Here is a 17850-nt window from a genome sequence, read left to right as displayed (position 1 = left end):
CGCTCTCAGCCGCCAAGGGCGGCGACACCGGGCAGGGTCTTGCCTTCCATCCATTCCAGGAACGCGCCGCCCGCTGTCGAGATATAGGTGAAATCCCCTGCCGCGCCGGCCTGGTTCAGGGCCGCAACCGTATCGCCCCCCCCCGCGACGGACACCAAGTGCCCGGCGCGGCTGCGCGCGGCGGCATGAGCCGCCGCTGCGTTGGTGGCGGCGTCGAACGGCTCTATCTCGAAGGCGCCCAGCGGCCCGTTCCAGATCAGCGTCCTGGCGGTATCGAGCGCGGCGGTGATGCGCGCGACGGCCTGCGGCCCGGCATCGAGGATCATCGCATCGTCGGGGCAGGCATGGGCCGGAACCGTCTGGTGTGCGGCGCCTGCGCGGAACTCCTCGGCCACCACCACGTCGGCGGGCAGCAGGATTTCACAGCCCGCGCCACCGGCCTTGACCATGATCTGGCGCGCGGTCTCGGCCATGTCGTGTTCGCACAGCGATTTGCCGACGCTCAGTCCCTGCGCGGCCAGGAACGTGTTGGCCATGCCGCCGCCGATCACCAGCTTGTCGACCTTCTCGACGAGGTTGCCCAGCAGGTCCAGCTTGGTCGACACCTTGGCGCCGCCCACAACGGCAACGACCGGGCGGTTCGGCTGTCCAAGTGCCGCGTCCAGTGCCGACAGCTCGGCCTGCATCAGGCGTCCGGCACAGGCAGGCAGAAGGCGGGCCAGCGCCTCGGTCGAGGCATGGGCGCGGTGTGCGGCGGAAAAGGCATCGTTGCAATAGACGTCGCCAAGTCCGGCAAGGCGCGCCGCGAACTCTGGATCGTTGGCCTCTTCACCGGGATGAAACCGGATGTTTTCCAGAAGCAGCACCTCGGCCGCCTTGGCTTCTGCGGTGGGGGCCTCGGCGCCCTCCAGGGTCTCGATGAATTGCACGCTGTGGCCGGTGGCCTGCTGCAAGGCAGGGACCACGTGGCGCAGCGACATCTCGTCCACGACCTTGCCTTTGGGACGCCCGAAATGCGCAAGCAGCAGGGGCTTCCCGCCGGCTTCGAGAATGGCATCGATAGTGGGCTTGATCCGCTCCAGCCGCGTGGCGTCGGTGACGCGCCCGTTTTCGACGGGGACGTTGATATCCACCCGTGTCAGCACCGTCTTGCCGTTCAGGTCCATGTCGTCGAGCGTCTTCCAGCCCATCGCGATCTCTCCCAAGGTGGTGGTCGCGGGCCTTTTGGCGCGACCTTGCAGGGGCGTCAACCTCTGGCTTGGCAATCCCGCTCCAAGCGCCTAGGTATTGCCCAGCCCAAGTCAACAAGGAGGCCCCGGATGGCCGAGATCAAAGACCCCGAGAACACGATCCTGATGGAGCTGAAGGATGGCACCGTGACCATCGAGCTTCTGCCCGACGTTGCCCCGGGCCATTGCGATCGCATGAAGGAGCTGGCGCGCTCGGGCCAGTACGACAACGTGGCCTTTCACCGTGTGATCGACGGCTTCATGGCGCAGACCGGCGACGTGGCCAACGGCAACATGGAGAATGATTTCAACCTGCGCATGGCCGGCACCGGCGGCAGCGACCTGCCGAACCTCAAGGCCGAGTTCTCGGGGGTGCCCCACGACCGCGGGACACTGGGTGCCGCGCGCAGCCAGAACCCCGACAGCGCCAACAGCCAGTTCTTCATCAACTTCTCGGACAACCATTTCCTCAACCGGCAATACACGGTCTATGGCCGCGTGATCGACGGAATGGAGCATGTCGACGCCATCACCCGAGGTGAGCCGCCCGCGAACCCCGACCGGATGATCAGCGTGAAGGTGGCCGCCGATGCTTAAACTCTCTGCAGTCTTCACCCTGCTGGCGGCACCGGCGCTGGCCACCGGCCTTGAAATCGAGGTCGCCGGCGAGGCGAACGGCACCATCAAGGTCGACCTGCTGGAGGACGTGGCCCCCGGCCATGTCGAACAGATCACCGAACTGGCCCGCGAAGGCGCCTATGACAACGTGGTCTTTCATCGCGTGATCGACGGCTTCATGGCGCAGACCGGTGACGTCGAATTCGGCAAGATGGGCGGCGACATGTCCATGGCCGGGCGCGGCGGCAGCGACCGTCCCGATCTGGCCGCCGAATTTTCGGACATCACCTTTGACCGGGGTGTCGTCGGCATGGCCCGCAGCCAGAACCCCGACAGCGCCAACAGCCAGTTCTTCATCATGTTCGCGCCGGGCCCCTTCCTTGACGGGCAATACACCGTCGTGGGTCGCGTGACCGAAGGTCTGGACGTGCTGGATGACATCAAGCGGGGCGAGGGCTCCAACGGAGCCGTCATCGGCGAGCCGGACCGCATGGTCTCGGTCACGGTCACCGAGTAATACGCGTGTCGGCCACGGGATACGAGCCGCTCGACGTGCTCAAACCCGTGGCCGACCGTATCTGGATCATCGACGGTGCGCCGGTGTCGGTGATGGGGTTTCCCTTTTCCACCCGCGCCACCGTGATCCGGCTGGAGAATGGCGACCTGTGGGTGCATTCTCCGACCCCGCTCTCCAACGATCTGAAGGATGCCCTGGCGGTGCTTGGGCCCGTGCGGCATCTCGTTGCGCCGAACCAGTTCCACTTCCTGCACATTCCCGAGTGGGCCGCAGCCTTTCCAGAAGCGCAATTCTGGATGGCACCCGGTACTCCGGAGCGTGCGGCAAAGCACGGGATCGACTTGCCGGACGGACAGGAATTGCAGCCCCGAGAGGCAGAGCTGCCGTGGGTCGGGCAGATCGCCCAGCTTCTGGTGCGCGGCAGTCGCACGCACAAGGAAGTCGCGTTCTTTCACAAGGCGTCCGCCACGACGATCCTGACCGACCTGATCGAGGCATTCGAGACCGACAAGCTGCCCGCCCGGTGCCGGCCTTTCGTGTGGCTGAACGGGATCGACGATCACGATGGCAAGACACCGCCCCTGATCCGCTGGACCTTCCGTGACAAACAGGCCTTCGCCGAGGATATCGAAACCATCGTCGGCTGGGGCGCACGGCGCGTGATCATCGCGCACGGGCGCTGGTACGCGCGCGACGGCACGGCTGAATTGGAGCGGGCCTTTCGCAAGTTGCTGGCGCCGCGCCAGTGGGATCGCGCAATGCGGGATATGAAAGCCCGAGAAAGCGACAACGACCAAGCCTGATGCAAGCGGGCGCGTCGGAACGCCTAGCGGATCAGGTTCGGACGAAAGCGCATCCGGGCGCGGCGTTCCTGTGGCAGGTGACGGTTCAGCCGCCGGTTCACCAGTCCGAAAATCGAGATCACCACCAGCGTCAGCAGGATGAAATATCCCGCAAGGATCGGGTATGGCACGAACGGGTTGAAGGTCTTGTCGGCAAAGTAATTCGCGTAATAGAGCGCGTCGCCGCGTTGCTGCCACGCCGGAAAGGCCGAGAAAAAGACCAGCGTGGTGGCATGGAAGAGAAAGATCGCCTCGTTCGTGTAGGCGGGCCAGGCCAGTCGCAGCATAGTGGGCCAGATGATCCGCCGGAACCGGGTGAAGCCGGAAAACCCGTAGGCATCGGCCGCCTCGACCTCGCCTTTGGGGATCGAGCGCAGGGCACCGTAGAAAATCTCGCCCGAATAGGCGGCCGTGTTGAGGAAAAGCACGATCAGCGCACCCAGCCAAGCCGCGGTGAACGCGTCAAAGACCGGATAGAGCGACTTGAGGTTCAGAAAGACCGCGTAGGCGAAGAAGAACTGGATGAAGAGCGGTGAGCCACGGAATATGTAGATGAAGCAGGCCGAGGGCTTTTGCAGCAGGCGATTGGGCGAGGCCTTGCCAACGGCCACCACCGTGGCGAGGCCGAAGCCGAAGATGATCGCCAGCACCCCGAAATAGAGATTCCAGATCATGCCCGAACCGATCAGCGTGACTTGCTGGCAAAGCGTGAAGTCCTCACGTGGCAGCAGACGTTCTCCCAGCCCGATGGACCGCAGCGCGTAATCCTGAATGGTCTGCCAGCAGCTCATCACGCCGCCGCCTTTCGCAAGGCTTCGCCGCCTGTCGTGGCCTGCCCGTGCGACAGCTTTATCATTAGCCGGTCCAGCACGATCTCGGACACCCGCGTCAGGCCAAGGTAGAAGACCAGCAGCGCCAGGAAATACCACATGCGCCAGTCGCCGTGGGGATAGTCGGTGAACTTCGGCAGGGCCGTCCCGGCCAGCTCCCGCGCCCAATAGACGATATCCTCGACACCCAGAAGGAACAGCAGCGGCGTCGCCTTGGTCAGAACCATCCAGACATTGCTGAGACCGGGCAGGGCATAGACCCACATCTGCGGCACGAGGATGCGCCAGAAACTCTGCCGGCGGGTCATGCCATAGGCCTCGGCGGTTTCCATCTGCGCCCGCGGTACGTTGCGCATGGCGCCGTAAAGCACGTTGCCCGCAAAGGCGCCAAAGACCAGCGCAAAGGTCAGCACTGCAAGGGAGAAGCCATAGATCTCGTGCACCCACTGATCGGCTTCGCCCAGGGGCATCTTGGCCGACTGGCAGACGATGAAGTCGTTGCCCTGGCGGATGGGTTCGCTCCAGTCCGGGCATTTGACCTTGTGCCGGACCCATTCCACGCCCTGGTCGAGCGCGATGATGAAAAAGAGGAAAAACGCCGTATCGGGCACGCCGCGTACCAGGTTGATGTAACCGTGCGCCAGCCAGGCCAGCGGCGGGAATTTCGAGCGTGCGGCGGTGGCGGCCCCGAAGCCGAAGGCCAGCGCAGTCGGTGCAGTTATGGCGAGCAGGACCAGCACCAGGCCGACGGCGAAATAGAGATTGGCATGTTTGGCGGTCGTCAGGTAGCAGGCCAGCCACTGAACATCGCCCAGGACCGAAGGGTCGGTGCAGAACTCAAACATCGCGGTCCCCCGCGGCCCGGCTCAAGGGCGATGGCCTGCGCGATGCGCTTGGCGTGAAGATGCGCATATGGTTGGCCATGTGTCCCCGTCAGGCCCGAAGCGCGCGCCCCGGAAAGCCCGGGGCGCGGCTGTTTCAGCTTATTCGAAAGTCGACGAGACTTCCCATTTCTTGATCAGTTCGTTCAGGCTTCCATCGTCCTTCATCGACTGGATGGCGGCGTTGAACGTCTCTTTCAGCTCGGTGTCGGATTCGCGGACACCCATGCCGACGCCACCCCCCAGCGGAACGTCCTCGCCCACGAACATCATGTCTGCGTCCTCGGCCACGATCGGGGCAAGGAAGGATTTGTCGGCCAGCACCGCATCAGCCTCGCCGTTCTTGACGGCAGCGATGGTTTCCTCGGGCGTGGCGAATTCCACCAGTGTGGCGCCGGATTCCGCGATGTAGCCGGCCTGGATAGTACCGGTCTGGGCCGCGATCACGCCGCCTGAAACATCAACGTCTTCCGACATGCCGGCATAGGCCGAGGGATCGGGCGGCGTGTAGTTCTGGGTGAAGTCGATGACCTCGTCGCGCTCGTCGGTGATCGACATGCCGGCGATGATGACGTCATAGTTGCCACCCACCAGGTTGGGGATGATCGAATCCCAGTCGTTCTTGACCCATTCGCAGGTCAACTCGGCGCGTGTGCACAGCTCGTCACCCAATTCGCGCTCGAATCCGTCGATTTCGCCCGCGTCGTTGACGAAGTTCCACGGCGCATAAGCGCCCTCGGTGCCCAGACGGATCGTCTTGTCCTGGGCCATGGCCATTCCGCCGGCGAGCGCCATGGCGAGTGTGGAAAGAACTAGCTTTTTCATAAGTGTCTCCCTTGCTTGGTTCTTTGGTTCAGGCGGCCATCGTCGAGCTAAGAAACTGACGTAGCCGCTCGGATTTGGGAGACCCGAAGAGCGTCTTCGGATCACCTTCTTCTTCGATCAGGCCCTGGTGCAGGAATATGACGTGATCCGACACGTCCTGGGCCATCTTCATGTCGTGGGTCACGATCATCATGGTCCGCCCTTCGGCGGCCAGGTCCTTGATCACGCGCACGACTTCCTGTTCCAGTTCGGGGTCGAGCGCCGAGGTGGGCTCGTCGAACAAGAGCGCCTCGGGCTCCATGCAAAGCGCGCGCGCGATGGCGGCGCGCTGTTGCTGGCCGCCCGATAGTTGCGCGGGATAAACATCGCACTTGTCTCCGATGCCGACCTTTTCGAGATAGCCGCGCGCCGCTTTCTCGACCTCCGCGCGGTCCCGGCCCAGCACGGTTACCGGCGCTTCCATCACGTTTTGCAGGATGCTCAGGTGCGCCCACAGGTTGAATTGCTGGAACACCATCGACAGGTTTGTGCGGATGCGCAGAACCTGCTTTGCATCGGCGGGATGCCGGTTCAGGCCGGACCCTTTCCAGGTGACGGGCTCTCCTTTGAACAGGATATCTCCCTGCTGGCTGTCCTCGAGCAGGTTGGCACAACGCAGGATGGTCGACTTGCCCGATCCCGAAGATCCTATCAGGGACACCACGCTGCCCTTGGGCGCAGTGATGTCCACCCCCTTTATGACCTCAAGGCTGCCATAGGCCTTGTGCAGATTGCGGATCTCGATGACGGGCGTTTCGTCAGGCAAAGGCAGGTTCCGGTTTGCAAGTCAGGCAGTATCACCGGACACTAGGGCAGTAATTTTGGGCCAATGCAACTTGCAAAACGATGTTTTTTCGTCCGTTTCGCCCGTATTGCCCGCGTTTTGGGCGAATGCGAGGGGGTGCCGTTGCGTCAAGCAGGCGGCGGTACGGGAGTCGGCACCGCAAGGTAGGCTTGGGACGGAAGGCGCACGATTCCGCGCAGGTCAAGCGCCTCGCGTGTGTCGTGCGGCAGGGTCCCGATTGCGGCCTCGATGGCCCGGAAAATCCGGTCCGCGTCATTCGACGGCGCGGTGATAAAGGGCAGGGCGGGCGTGGGGTCGGTTGCGGCGATCACGCGCAGTTGGGCCGCGAAATCGTCGAAACGCTGAATCAGGCGCCAGCTTTGCGCATCCAAGGCCGCCAGATCCGCCTGGCCCTCGGCCACCGCGCGCGCCGAGGCCTGGTGGCCGCCGGTCCGCAGGGTGTCGGTAAAGGCAAAGCCGCGCGCCATGGCCCAGGTGGCCGGCGCCGCCCAGCCGCTTTGCGACATCGGCTCGTTATAGGCAAAGCGCGCCGTCGCGAAATCCGCGGGGTCGGTTCGGGCATCGGTCTTGCGTGCCACGAAAACCGAGCGGTATTCGCCGGGGCCGCACCCGTCCAGCCGGTAATCCGGCGTACCGACGAGCGCAACCTTGTCATGCAGTCGGGCCCGGTAGGGGTAGCCGCAGGTCTGCGACAGCAAGAGGTCGGGCGATTGCCAGTCGTCCCAAGCGTCGCCGCCGCGTGTCAGATGGTCGGGGCCGCAGCCCAGCCGGTCACGGATCGCCTGCCAGAGCCTGTCGGTGTCGGACCGAAGCTCGTCACGGTCGTACATCGGCAGGCTGGCGATCATCCCTCTTCCTGGCGCTGCCGCGCCAGGGCGCTGTCCATGTCTGTCACGCCAAGGAAATTCGACGCCATGCGGATGATGGCATCCTCGCTGGCGTCGCGCTCGCCATCGGCAAGCGCCACCTGCCACAAGGCCTCGATGACGCGCACCCGGTCCTCGTAGGCCACGGCGTCCTTGATCGCGCGGGTGAACCGCACGGTGTCGGGCGCTTCACCCTCAAGCTGCTCGGCCTCGTCCAGAAGGGCGGACGCATCCGGTTCGGACAACTGGTACCGCGTCCGTGCAATGGTCAGGATACGTTGACGCTCGTCCGTGTCGAAATGGCCGTCTGATTTGGCGATACGGACCAGGAGCGCGGTCAGCGCCAGCCGCGCGTCCTCGTGCGGCAAGGTCTCTGGCGTCGATTCGGTGAGTTTTTTCAAGAATTCAGCAAACATGAACCGGATATAGGCAACCTGCCCGCTGCCGCCAACGTGAAATGTGCAGCCCAGGACTATTGGCTGCCTCCCAGCTCGGTTTCCGCGCGGGCCCGGGCCGCGTCGCTGTCGTCGGGCGACAGGCCCAGCGTCCGGCGCACGTCTTCCAGCACGTCCAGCTCTTCCTCGCGGCGGACACCGTCGGACAGCACGACCTCCCACAGGGCTTCGAGCGCATCGACGCGCGCGGCGAAGCTGACCGTCTTGCGCAGGATGTCGCCAAACGCCTCGGTATCCGGAGCCTCGCGTTCCAGCCGTTCCGAGGTTGCACGCATCTTGGCAGCCTCGATCGGTCCCAACCCGTAAAGCCGGCGCAACAGCAGGTCGATCCGGTGCACCTCGGCGAACTTGTAGCTGTGATCCGACATCGCAACGCGCACCATCAGCGCCCCGAGCGCGAGCTTTTCATCGGGCGCGGGCAGCGGTGGCGGCTCGGGCGCGTCGAACGCGTGCAGCAATCGGTGCAGAAGGGAGGTTTTTTGCATCGGGCGACTCCGCAAGAGTGGTCTGTTTCAATCAGCTTTAACGCGCCTCAGGGACGTAGAAAACAGATTTACCGGCCTGTGCTCGCCAGTGCGCGGCATGGGTCCGAAACGTGACACATTTGCTCCTAACAAACGGCGGATTTCCGGATCAATCTGGTAGCCGACCAGGGAAAACCGATTTCAAGATGCCAGGCATGTCGCGCAGCACTGCACAGTCCAATGTCGATCTTCGTTCCGCTGCACCGGAGGACCAACTGGCCTGGCTGCGCCAGTGCAAGCCCGACGAGGCCCGGCGCTTCGCGCGGGACCACGACTGGTCGTGCGATCCGAGGCCGGTTCTCGGGTGGGTCATGGCGCAGAAGTTCATGGATCTCGGCACGGCGTTGACGGTGTTCCTGAACGGGATGCCGCATCGGTTCAACTACATGCCCAAGCGCGATGTCCCGCACGAGCTTTGCGGCGCGGCACAGATGCTGGATACGATCTGTCTCAGGCTGAACTCGGGCTTCTATCTTGTCTGGCCGGATCAGGATGTCTCGGATCGTGCCCGGATCCTGCGCTGGATGGATGCCCAGGCAGAGGATCGGCAGGAAGGCCGGCAGGGGCGTTACATTCTTGACGAACGGATCGTCGCGACGCTTCTGGATGATGAATTGCGCCTGGACCCCAGGGCGGAGACGGCCGTCTACCACGAAAGCCGGTCGCTCTTGCGTGATCTTTTCAGCCCGGTCCTGGAACTTGGCGTTTCCCGCCGGATGCTTCGGTTTCATCCGCCGCAGGAAGATCCGAACGACGATCTGACCAACCTGCGCTACTGACACTGGGTTGGAAAACGGCAACAGGGCGCCCCGTGCAAGGCGCCCTGATCATTCTCTGGACCCGGGATCAGAACTTGTAAGCCACACCGACGGTAAAGGCGTCGACGTCACCGGTGCGCCCGCCAAGTGCCGGCCCCGACAAATCATAACTCGTCCGGGTATACTCGAACCGGGTGGTGATGTTGTCGGTCAGCATCGTCTCCAGGCCGACACCGTAGGAGATGCCCTGGCCGGATCCCGAAACCCCGGCCGCTGCGACATCCCAGTCGGTCCAGCCATAGCCCAGCGAGCCGTAGAGCAGCGAGTTGCCGAAGGCATAGCCGCCGCGACCGCGGACGCTGACGTTGTTTTCCAGATCCAGGCCCGTGCCCATCACCGTGTAATCGAGCTTGCTGTCATAGCCCAGTTCGGCGCCGATCACGAAATTGGGGGCAACAGCGTGGTTGTAGCCGCCAAAGACCCCGGCATTGATCTCGGGGTTGATGCCGAAGGGCACGTCCGAGATCTCGAGATTTTGCATGTTCACGCGGCCACCGAGGTAGAAGCCTTGCCACTTTTCGGCATCCTGTGCGGCGGCGTTGGTGGCGATGGCCGAGGACAGGGCAGCGGCGGCAGTCAGGGATTTAAAGATCGTTTTCATATGGAACCTCATGTCAGTTATCGGCCCGGGACAATCCCGGGGCTCGGACATGGGTCGGTGTGATCTGGAAAAGGGTTCAAACCGGGTGCCGAAAAAATGCGGCACCGCGGTTTCATATTGAAATAATTTAAAAATACCTCAGACGAGGCGCGATGTCTCCACCGCTGCGCGCACGAAATCGGCGAACAGAGGATGCGGCTTGAACGGCTTGGACTTCAGTTCGGGGTGGAACTGAACGCCGATGAACCACGGGTGATCGCTCCATTCCACGATTTCGGGCAGGCGGCCATCGGGCGACATGCCGGAAAAGACCAGCCCGCATTCTTCGAGCTTCTTGCGATACTCGATGTCCACCTCGTAGCGGTGGCGGTGGCGTTCGTCGATGGCCGTGCCACCATAGACCTCGGCCACCTTTGAGCCGTCCTTTAGCACGGCATCATAGGCGCCCAGTCGCATGGTACCGCCCTTGTCGTCGGTCACCTTGCGCTTGACCTTCTCGTTGCCCTGCACCCATTCCTTGAGGTGGTAGACGACCGGCGTGAACCGTTTCTTGCCAGCCTCGTGATCGAATTCCTCCGATCCGGCATCCTTGAGCCCGGCCTTGTTCCGTGCGGCCTCGATCACCGCCATCTGCATGCCCAGGCAGATGCCCAGGTAGGGGATCTTGCGTTCGCGGGCGAATTGCGCGGCCTTGATCTTGCCTTCTGTGCCGCGTTCGCCAAAGCCGCCGGGCACGAGGATCGCGTGGTACCCTTCCAGATGCGGAGCGGCATCCTCGCGGTCGAACACCTCGGCATCGACCCATTCGACATTGACCTTTACCCGGTTGGCCATGCCGCCATGGGTGAGCGCCTCCTTGATTGACTTGTAGGCGTCTTCCAGCTGCGTGTACTTGCCGACGATGGCTATGTTGACCGCGCCATCGGCGTTGTGGATACGGTCCACGACGTCTTTCCAGATGGTCAGGTCGGGACGCGGCGCCGGCGAGATGTCGAAGGCGTCCAGCACGGCCTGGTCCAGCCCTTCGTGGTGATAGGCCAGCGGCGCCTCGTAGATGGAATTGAGGTCGTAGGCGGCGACGACGGCCTCCTTCCGGACGTTGCAGAAGAGCGCGATCTTCTCGCGTTCCTTTTCCGGGATCGGCTGTTCCGAGCGGCAGACGAGTATGTCGGGCGCGATCCCGATGGATTGCAATTCCTTGACGCTGTGCTGGGTCGGCTTGGTCTTCAGCTCGCCGCTGGCGGCAAGATAGGGCAGAAGTGTCAGGTGCATGAAGATGCACTGCCCGCGCGGGCGGTCGTGGCTGAACTGTCGGATCGCCTCGAAGAAGGGCAGGCCCTCGATATCGCCCACGGTGCCGCCGATCTCACACAGCATGAAGTCGACCTCGTCATCGCCGATCGAGATGAAATCCTTGATCTCGTTGGTGACATGGGGAACCACCTGGATGGTCTTGCCGAGGTAATCGCCGCGGCGTTCGCGCTCCAGCACGTTAGAATAGATGCGTCCCGAGCTGACCGAATCCGTCATCCGGGCGGGCACGCCGGTGAAGCGTTCGTAATGGCCCAGGTCGAGGTCGGTTTCGGCGCCATCGTCGGTCACGAAGACCTCGCCATGCTCGAACGGCGACATCGTGCCGGGATCGACATTCAGGTAGGGGTCCAGCTTGCGCAGCCGCACCGAAAACCCGCGCGCCTGCAAAAGTGCGCCAAGTGCCGCCGAGGCAAGACCCTTGCCGAGAGAGGAAACAACGCCGCCGGTGATGAAAATATAACGTGCCATGCGCTGGCAATCCCCCGTGATTGCGGCGTTTATCGCCAGTTAGATGCGGTCGAATCGAAGCCCTAAGTACCGCATCACCACGGGACTCGAGCCATAAAGGATTCGGATGAAAGGCGCAATATGCTGTGACGCGAGGGTGCGCGTCCGCAAGCCTTAGTGGTGTTTCTGGGTCAGTCTGCGGTGGGTGTCAATGGCGCGTCATCGCCGGCCGACGGAGGCAGGAGGCCGTCGCCGCTGCTGTCGAGACCAGGGTTGCTTTCCTCGGCCGCGGGGCGGTCATCTGTGATGCGGTCCAGAACCGAGGAGCCGCCGGAGTTCTGCGCCGCGATCACGGTCAGCGTCAGCGTGGTCGCAAAGATCGACAGGCCCAAAATCCAGGTCAGCTTGCCAAGCGCGGTGGTGGCCGAGCGCCCGGTGTTCACGTTGCCGCCGCCGCCGCCCATGCCAAGGCCGCCGCCTTCGGAGCGCTGCAACAGCACGACACCGATCAGCGCGAGCGCCAGCAGCAGGTGAACAAGCAGGATGACATTTTCCATAAGACGCGGTCCCTCGGGTTCGGATGGGCGGTATCTAAGCAATTCGGGCGTCCCCCGCAACCCGCCGTTTTCGCAGTTTGCACAGCCGCGTGCATGGGCGGGAGCGGATAATGGGACTGAAGATTATTCGTCCACGTCGTCCATGTCGGACTGGCCCGACAAGCGGCGGCGCACGTGGCTCCAGCTGAGCCCGATCCCGAGGACCAGCGACAACGCCACAAGACCCAGCCACAGGTTTCGCGACGGGTCGTCGAGATCGAGAAAGCCGTAGTCCACCAGCACCCAGGCAATTGCGGCCGCGATGGCGAGGATCAGCCCCATGCCAAACGCCCCGATCGAGCGCAGCGTGGCGCGCAGGTAGATGATGTAGCCCACCAAAAGCAGCAGCGCGAAGAGCACGGTCAGCGGCATCTGCGCATCCCAGTTGTTCTGCGCCCAGACGATGAAATTGTACCGGGTCGGGTTGAAGGTCGCGGCCAGCAGGACAAAGGCCAGTGCCCACCTCAAGATAAATCCGGTCATTCGCGCTCTCCTGCCTTGCGTTCAAACAAGAAGTGCCCGCCCCGGTGCAGGCTGTCCAGCCCGGGCGCGAAATTCCGGTTTCGCAGGCGGGACGGTGTGGGTATACGGGCGCGGGGTTCAAACACCGCCTGAGAGGTTTTCATGGCAAATGTCGTCGTTGTCGGCGCCCAGTGGGGTGACGAGGGTAAAGGCAAGATCGTTGACTGGCTGAGCGAACGCGCGGATGTGATCGCGCGGTTCCAGGGCGGGCACAACGCGGGCCACACGCTGGTCATCGACGGCAAGGTCTACAAGCTGAACGCGCTGCCGTCGGGCGTGGTGCGCGGCGGCAAGCTGAGCGTGATCGGCAATGGCGTGGTGCTGGACCCGTGGCATTTGCTGAAGGAAATCGCCGCGATCCGCGAGCAGGGGGTCGAGATCAGCCCCGAGACGCTGATGATCGCCGAGAACACGCCACTGATCCTGCCCATTCACGGCGAGCTTGACCGCGCCCGCGAGGAAGCGGCCAGCAAGGGCACCAAGATCGGCACCACGGGGCGTGGCATCGGGCCGGCCTACGAGGACAAGGTCGGCCGCCGCTCGGTGCGGGTGGCGGACCTTGCCGACGACGCCACACTGGAGGCGCGGGTGGACCGCGCGTTGCAGCACCACGATCCGCTGCGCAAGGGCCTGGGCATCGAGCCCGTGGACCGCGACGCGCTGGTGGCGCAGCTGAAATCCATCGCGCAGGAGCTTTTGCCCTATGCCGCTCCGGTCTGGAAAGTGCTGAACGATCAGCGCAAGGCGGGCAAGCGTATTCTGTTCGAAGGTGCGCAGGGCGCATTGCTGGATATCGACTTTGGCACCTATCCGTTCGTGACGTCCTCGAACGTAATCGCGGGGCAGGCCGCGACGGGCGTGGGCATGGGGCCGGGGGCCATCGACTATGTGCTGGGGATCGTCAAAGCCTATACCACCCGCGTTGGCGAAGGGCCGTTCCCGAGCGAGTTGCAGGATGCCGACGGGCAGCGGCTGGGCGAACGCGGGCGCGAGTTCGGCACAGTGACAGGCCGCCAGCGCCGCTGCGGCTGGTTCGATGCAGCCCTTGTGCGCCAGACCTGCGCCACATCGGGCGTGAACGGCATTTCGCTGACCAAGCTTGATGTGCTGGATGGGTTCGACACGCTGAAGATCTGCGTGGGGTATGAACTGGACGGCAAGCAGTTGGACTACCTGCCCACGGCGACCGACCAGCAGTGGCGCTGCAAGCCGATTTACGAGGAAATGCCCGGCTGGTCCGAAACCACAGAGGGCGCGCGCAGCTGGGCCGATCTGCCGGCCAACGCGATCAAGTACGTGCGCCGGGTCGAGGAGTTGATCCAGTGCCCCGTCGCTCTACTCTCAACCTCGCCGGAGCGGGAGGATACGATCCTCGTGACCGACCCCTTCGCGGACTGAGACCGACAGACCATTAGAGGACCGCATGGCCCTGAGTTACAAAGCCCGCCGCCGCTGGTCCCTGGTGATCCTGCTGATCGCTCTGCCGCTTTACATCGTGGTGGCGGTCAACCTGACCGACTGGCTGCGGGCAGAATACGACGTGGGCATCCTGACCGAGCTGGTGGTCTTCGTCGTGCTGGGCATCGCGTGGATCCTGCCGCTGAAGCCGGTCTTTCGCGGCGTCGGCCAGCCGGACCCGGACGCACGGGACTAGGTCAAAGCAGGTGGCCTGACTTCGCGGCCTTGGTGGCAAGATAGGCCCGGTTGTGCGCGCCTTCCCCAACCTTGAGCGGCACGCGTTCGACCACGTCGATGCCGCAACTTTTCATCATCTCGATCTTGGCCGGGTTGTTCGTCAGCAGCCGCACCGCGCCGAACCCCATGTTGCGCAGGATGTCGGCGCCGATGCGGAAATCACGCTCGTCATCCTCGAACCCCAGCCGGTGATTGGCCTCGACCGTGTCGAAACCCTGATCCTGCAAGGCATAGGCCCGCATCTTGTTGGCCAGGCCGATGCCGCGCCCTTCCTGGTTGAGATAGAGCAGCACGCCTGCGCCCTCGGCGCCCATCTGCGCCAGGGCCGCGCGCAGTTGCGGTCCGCAATCGCATTTGAGACTGCCGAGCAGGTCGCCGGTGAAACAGGCGGAATGCAGGCGCGAGAGCACGGGCTCGCCGCGCGACGGACTGCCGATTTCGATGGCGTAATGTTCCTCGCCGCCATCCTCGGGGCGCCAGATATGCAGGCGTCCCGCCTCGGACACTTCCAGCGGCAGTCGGGCGCTGACCACCTTGTGCAGGGGGCTGGCCTCTTTCAGATGCGCGGTGATGTCGGCCACCTCGAGCACGGTCAACGCAGGGTCCAGCGCTTCGGCCGGGAGTGTCATGACCAGTGCCGCAGGCAGAAGGCGGGCGGATTTTACAAGCAGCAGCGCGGCGCGATGCGTGTCGGCCTTGCCCTCGCGGGCCGAGGTCAGCGGCCCTTTCATCGGCGTGCGCAGATCGTCGGCCGGATCGGCCACGGCCTGCACCCAGGAAAGCGGCGCGTCGTGCGGAACTTTGACGCGCGCGAGGTCGCCATCATAAACCCGGGCCTTCAAGGTGTCGGCGCGACGCGAGGAAATGACAAGATGCAGGTCCAGTCCCGTCGCTTGCAGCGCTTTCAGGCGGTCCGCATCGCAGGTTTCTGCCGCCGCAACTATAGCCAGTGCAGAACCGTCTCGCAGGACCACCGGCACACCCATGCGAATGTCCGCGCGGGCGCGTGCCAGGTATTCCGTCTTGCCGGGGCCAAGCTGCATTACACGCCCTTTCTTTTCTGTCAGATCACGGCGAGGCTTTCACCTACAGCGTTTTGTAACTGAATGAAACAAATCACGCTTCGCCATAACTAGCCCGTGATTGGCCTGTCACAGTCCTTGTGCGATGCGGCGCTTCGGCACAAGTAGCTGACAGGCAACGAGGAACACGAAAATGGCTCAGCTGAAGAAAATTCTGCTTGTGGATGACGACGAGGACCTGCGCGAAGCTCTGAGCGAGCAATTGGTGATGACCGAGGATTTCGACGTCCTCGAGGCCGGCAACGGGTCGGAGGCGATGGCGCATGCGAAGGACGGACTCCATGACTTGGTGATCCTGGACGTTGGCCTGCCCGATACGGATGGACGTGAGCTTTGCCGCCTGATGCGCAAGCAGGGCGTCAAGGCGCCGATCATGATGCTGACCGGCCATGACGGGGATGCCGACACGATTCTCGGCCTCGATGCCGGGGCGAATGACTATATCACCAAGCCGTTCAAGTTTCCCGTTCTGCTGGCCCGGATCCGCGCGCAACTGCGCCAGCACGAGCAGTCCGAGGATGCGATTTTCCAGCTTGGACCCTACACGTTCAAGCCGGCGATGAAGATGCTGATCACCGAGGAGGATCGCAAGATCCGGCTGACCGAGAAGGAAACCAACATCCTGAAATTCCTCTATCGTTCGCCCGAAGGTGTGGTGGCGCGTGACGTGCTGTTGCACGAGGTCTGGGGCTATAATGCCGGGGTGACGACCCACACGCTGGAGACCCATATCTATCGCCTGCGTCAAAAAATTGAACCAGATCCCTCCAACGCGCGTTTGCTGGTGACAGAGTCAGGCGGCTATCGTCTCCTGTCTTGATCTGGGTCAAGGGCGCGCCGCGCGCGGCCCGGTAACGTGATACCCAACCCGCCGCATACGGGTCTAAATCTATGCACCTCCCTGTTGGACTGACCCCGGCCTGGCCGGGGTCTTTTTTTGTTGCCTCGGGCAGGCGGTCCGTGTCGGCCGACCCAGAGCCGAGGGCGGGGCGGTGCTGGCTCATGCTGCGCCTACCCGACTGTTCGACAGCGCGACGCCCGACGCCTTCCTGCTTGTGCTGCGAGGGACGCTGGGTTTTATATCCGGGCGAACCTGAAACGCCGAACCGACAGGAGTCCCATGCCCTTCAACCTTGCCACCTGGAACATCAACTCGGTCCGCCTGCGCGAACCCATCGTCCTGAAACTGTTGCAGGAGGAGGCGCCGGATATCCTGTGCCTTCAGGAGTGCAAGTCGCCGGTCGAGAAGATCCCGCTGGAGGGGTTCGCGGCGCTTGGCTATCGTTACGTGATCGCGCGGGGGCAGAAGGGCTATAACGGTGTGGCGATCCTGTCGAAGCTGCCCATCCGCGATGTGGGCGAGCGCGATTTCGCGGCGCTGGGCCATGCGCGGCACGTGGCCGGGGAGCTTGAGAACGGCGTGGTGATCCACAACTTCTATGTGCCCGCGGGCGGCGATGTACCGGACCGCGAGGTGAACCTGAAGTTCGGACAGAAGCTCGATTACCTGACCGAGATGCGCGACTGGTTCCGCGAGGACAGGCCGCAGAAATCCATCCTTGTGGGCGACCTCAACATTGCCCCGCGCGAGGACGATGTCTGGAGCCACAAGCAACTGCTGAAGGTGGTGAGCCACACGCCGGTCGAGGTGGAACATCTGAACAACGCGCAGGAGGCCGGGAACTGGACCGACGTCACCCGCGCAGACATTCCCGAAGGGCAGCTTTACAGCTGGTGGTCGTACCGGGCCAAGGATTGGGACGCGGCCGACAAGGGCCGGCGCCTGGATCATGTCTGGGCCAGTGACGACCTCAAGTCCGCAGCGCATTCCAGCCGCATTCTCAGGGCCGCGCGTGGCTGGGAAAAGCCATCGGACCATGCGCCGGTCTTCGCGACGTTCGACCTTTGACGCGGCAGGGGATCACGGATGTGGGACTTCGGGGTCCCGGGCGGTTCTGCCCGCCTGCGTGATGGAAGTCGTGCCGCGCTGGTCGGACTGATGCGCCATTCCGAGGCGGTGCGCGGTCGGATGTCGGGGCCGGGTGGTGTGCGCTTTTCGTCGGACCCGCGACGGCCGTTTCGCAGGCAGGCGAAGGGGGGCGGGGCGATCCGTTTCTTCCGACAGCATGGTGTCTGGCGATTCGCGAAACCGGGGAATCGTTAACATGAGTGGCCTGGCCGCAGGATTGCGGCCTATGGAGGGCGTCGGGCGTCTGCGTCGGACGCGCCTCCATGACCGGCAGGCGTTGGGCGCTGGAAATGGACGGCGGCAAGGCGGGATCGGGCGGAGCGATGATGGTGGTGACGGTTGCGTCCGATGCTGCGTGGCGCGCTACCCTTCTGT

General features: G+C 63.6%; 21 protein-coding genes. 8 read left to right on the top strand and 13 right to left on the bottom strand.

Annotation, left to right across the window (positions count from 1 at the left end):
• Positions 1–5 precede the first annotated feature (5 nt).
• Positions 6–1190, bottom strand: coding sequence for a phosphoglycerate kinase (locus ACQY4V_RS10095; RefSeq protein ID WP_428517059.1), 1185 nt, complete (start codon positions 1188–1190; stop codon positions 6–8).
• A 129-nt stretch (positions 1191–1319) separates the two neighbouring features.
• On the opposite strand from ACQY4V_RS10095, the gene ACQY4V_RS10090 reads away from it, so the two are divergent.
• From ACQY4V_RS10090 to ACQY4V_RS10080, 3 genes are read left to right on the top strand one after another with little or no spacing between them, the layout of a single operon-like run.
• Positions 1320–1826, top strand: coding sequence for a peptidylprolyl isomerase (locus ACQY4V_RS10090; protein WP_222450688.1), 507 nt, complete (start codon positions 1320–1322; stop codon positions 1824–1826).
• Entirely contained in the window at positions 1819–2364 is a 546-nt protein-coding gene (locus tag ACQY4V_RS10085; protein ID WP_428517057.1) for a peptidylprolyl isomerase, read from the top strand. Before ACQY4V_RS10090 ends, ACQY4V_RS10085 begins: the two co-directional genes overlap by 8 nt.
• Before the next feature lie 5 nt (positions 2365–2369).
• Positions 2370–3167 carry a DUF4336 domain-containing protein gene (locus ACQY4V_RS10080; protein WP_428517055.1) on the top strand — a complete coding sequence of 266 codons (798 nt, stop codon included), beginning with the start codon at positions 2370–2372 and terminating at the stop codon, positions 3165–3167.
• Positions 3168–3190: 23 nt separating this feature from the next.
• On the opposite strand, the gene ACQY4V_RS10075 is transcribed toward ACQY4V_RS10080, so the two are convergent.
• The 7 genes from ACQY4V_RS10075 to ACQY4V_RS10045 form a co-directional block, all read right to left on the bottom strand.
• Positions 3191–3997 carry an ABC transporter permease gene (locus ACQY4V_RS10075; RefSeq protein WP_428517053.1) on the bottom strand — a complete coding sequence of 269 codons (807 nt, stop codon included), beginning with the start codon at positions 3995–3997 and terminating at the stop codon, positions 3191–3193.
• Positions 3997–4881, bottom strand: a complete 885-nt coding sequence (locus tag ACQY4V_RS10070) for an ABC transporter permease (protein ID WP_428517051.1) — start codon at positions 4879–4881, stop codon at positions 3997–3999. The genes ACQY4V_RS10075 and ACQY4V_RS10070 overlap by 1 nt, the downstream gene beginning before the upstream one ends.
• 138 nt (positions 4882–5019) lie before the next feature.
• Entirely contained in the window at positions 5020–5742 is a 723-nt protein-coding gene (locus tag ACQY4V_RS10065; protein WP_428517050.1) for a transporter substrate-binding domain-containing protein, read from the bottom strand.
• Positions 5743–5770: 28 nt separating this feature from the next.
• On the bottom strand, positions 5771–6547 hold the full coding sequence (locus ACQY4V_RS10060) for an ABC transporter ATP-binding protein (protein ID WP_428517048.1): 777 nt from the start codon (positions 6545–6547) through the stop codon (positions 5771–5773).
• Between the two features lie 146 nt (positions 6548–6693).
• Positions 6694–7434 (bottom strand): phosphate/phosphite/phosphonate ABC transporter substrate-binding protein, encoded by a 741-nt coding sequence (locus ACQY4V_RS10055; protein ID WP_428517046.1) that lies wholly within the window; start codon positions 7432–7434, stop codon positions 6694–6696.
• Positions 7431–7868 (bottom strand): TerB family tellurite resistance protein, encoded by a 438-nt coding sequence (locus tag ACQY4V_RS10050; RefSeq protein WP_428517044.1) that lies wholly within the window; start codon positions 7866–7868, stop codon positions 7431–7433. The genes ACQY4V_RS10055 and ACQY4V_RS10050 overlap by 4 nt, the downstream gene beginning before the upstream one ends.
• A 56-nt stretch (positions 7869–7924) precedes the next feature.
• Positions 7925–8392, bottom strand: a complete 468-nt coding sequence (locus tag ACQY4V_RS10045) for a TerB family tellurite resistance protein (RefSeq protein ID WP_152492927.1) — start codon at positions 8390–8392, stop codon at positions 7925–7927.
• Between the two features lie 194 nt (positions 8393–8586).
• Here ACQY4V_RS10045 and ACQY4V_RS10040 point away from each other — a divergent pair, with 194 nt between their 5' ends.
• Positions 8587–9210, top strand: a complete 624-nt coding sequence (locus ACQY4V_RS10040) for a hypothetical protein (RefSeq protein WP_428517041.1) — start codon at positions 8587–8589, stop codon at positions 9208–9210.
• Between the two features lie 67 nt (positions 9211–9277).
• Here the strand turns inward: ACQY4V_RS10040 and ACQY4V_RS10035 are convergent, their stop codons facing one another.
• The 4 genes from ACQY4V_RS10035 to ACQY4V_RS10020 all read right to left on the bottom strand — a co-directional run bounded on the left by ACQY4V_RS10035 (position 9278) and on the right by ACQY4V_RS10020 (position 12690).
• Positions 9278–9850: an outer membrane protein gene (locus tag ACQY4V_RS10035; RefSeq protein WP_428517039.1), complete on the bottom strand. Its 573-nt coding sequence runs from the start codon at positions 9848–9850 to the stop codon at positions 9278–9280.
• Between the two features lie 138 nt (positions 9851–9988).
• Entirely contained in the window at positions 9989–11632 is a 1644-nt protein-coding gene (locus ACQY4V_RS10030; protein ID WP_152492924.1) for a CTP synthase, read from the bottom strand.
• A gap of 170 nt (positions 11633–11802) precedes the next feature.
• Positions 11803–12168: a preprotein translocase subunit SecG gene (gene secG / locus ACQY4V_RS10025; protein ID WP_152492923.1), complete on the bottom strand. Its 366-nt coding sequence runs from the start codon at positions 12166–12168 to the stop codon at positions 11803–11805.
• 123 nt (positions 12169–12291) lie between these two features.
• Positions 12292–12690, bottom strand: a complete 399-nt coding sequence (locus ACQY4V_RS10020; protein WP_428517037.1) for a DUF6524 family protein — start codon at positions 12688–12690, stop codon at positions 12292–12294.
• Between the two features lie 141 nt (positions 12691–12831).
• Between ACQY4V_RS10020 and ACQY4V_RS10015 the strand changes: the two genes are divergently transcribed.
• Positions 12832–14127: an adenylosuccinate synthase gene (locus ACQY4V_RS10015; protein WP_428517035.1), complete on the top strand. Its 1296-nt coding sequence runs from the start codon at positions 12832–12834 to the stop codon at positions 14125–14127.
• A 25-nt stretch (positions 14128–14152) separates the two neighbouring features.
• Positions 14153–14383, top strand: a complete 231-nt coding sequence (locus tag ACQY4V_RS10010; RefSeq protein WP_428517033.1) for a DUF2842 domain-containing protein — start codon at positions 14153–14155, stop codon at positions 14381–14383.
• A gap of 1 nt (position 14384) precedes the next feature.
• On the opposite strand, the gene ribA is transcribed toward ACQY4V_RS10010, so the two are convergent.
• A complete protein-coding gene (gene ribA, locus ACQY4V_RS10005; RefSeq protein ID WP_428517031.1) occupies positions 14385–15467 on the bottom strand; it encodes a GTP cyclohydrolase II in 1083 nt (360 codons plus the stop codon).
• A 172-nt stretch (positions 15468–15639) separates the two neighbouring features.
• Between ribA and ACQY4V_RS10000 the strand changes: the two genes are divergently transcribed.
• Both ACQY4V_RS10000 and ACQY4V_RS09995 read left to right on the top strand, forming a co-directional pair.
• A complete protein-coding gene (locus ACQY4V_RS10000; protein ID WP_428517029.1) occupies positions 15640–16326 on the top strand; it encodes a response regulator transcription factor in 687 nt (228 codons plus the stop codon).
• Positions 16327–16626: 300 nt separating this feature from the next.
• Positions 16627–17415: an exodeoxyribonuclease III gene (locus tag ACQY4V_RS09995; protein WP_428517027.1), complete on the top strand. Its 789-nt coding sequence runs from the start codon at positions 16627–16629 to the stop codon at positions 17413–17415.
• Positions 17416–17850: the final 435 nt, after the last annotated feature.

Origin of the sequence: Roseovarius sp. (assembly GCF_965277045.1) — a bacterium.
In the GTDB taxonomy this organism is placed as follows: domain Bacteria; phylum Pseudomonadota; class Alphaproteobacteria; order Rhodobacterales; family Rhodobacteraceae; genus Roseovarius.
Note: the sequence above shows the minus strand (reverse complement) of the source record. Positions and strands in the feature narration are given on the sequence as shown.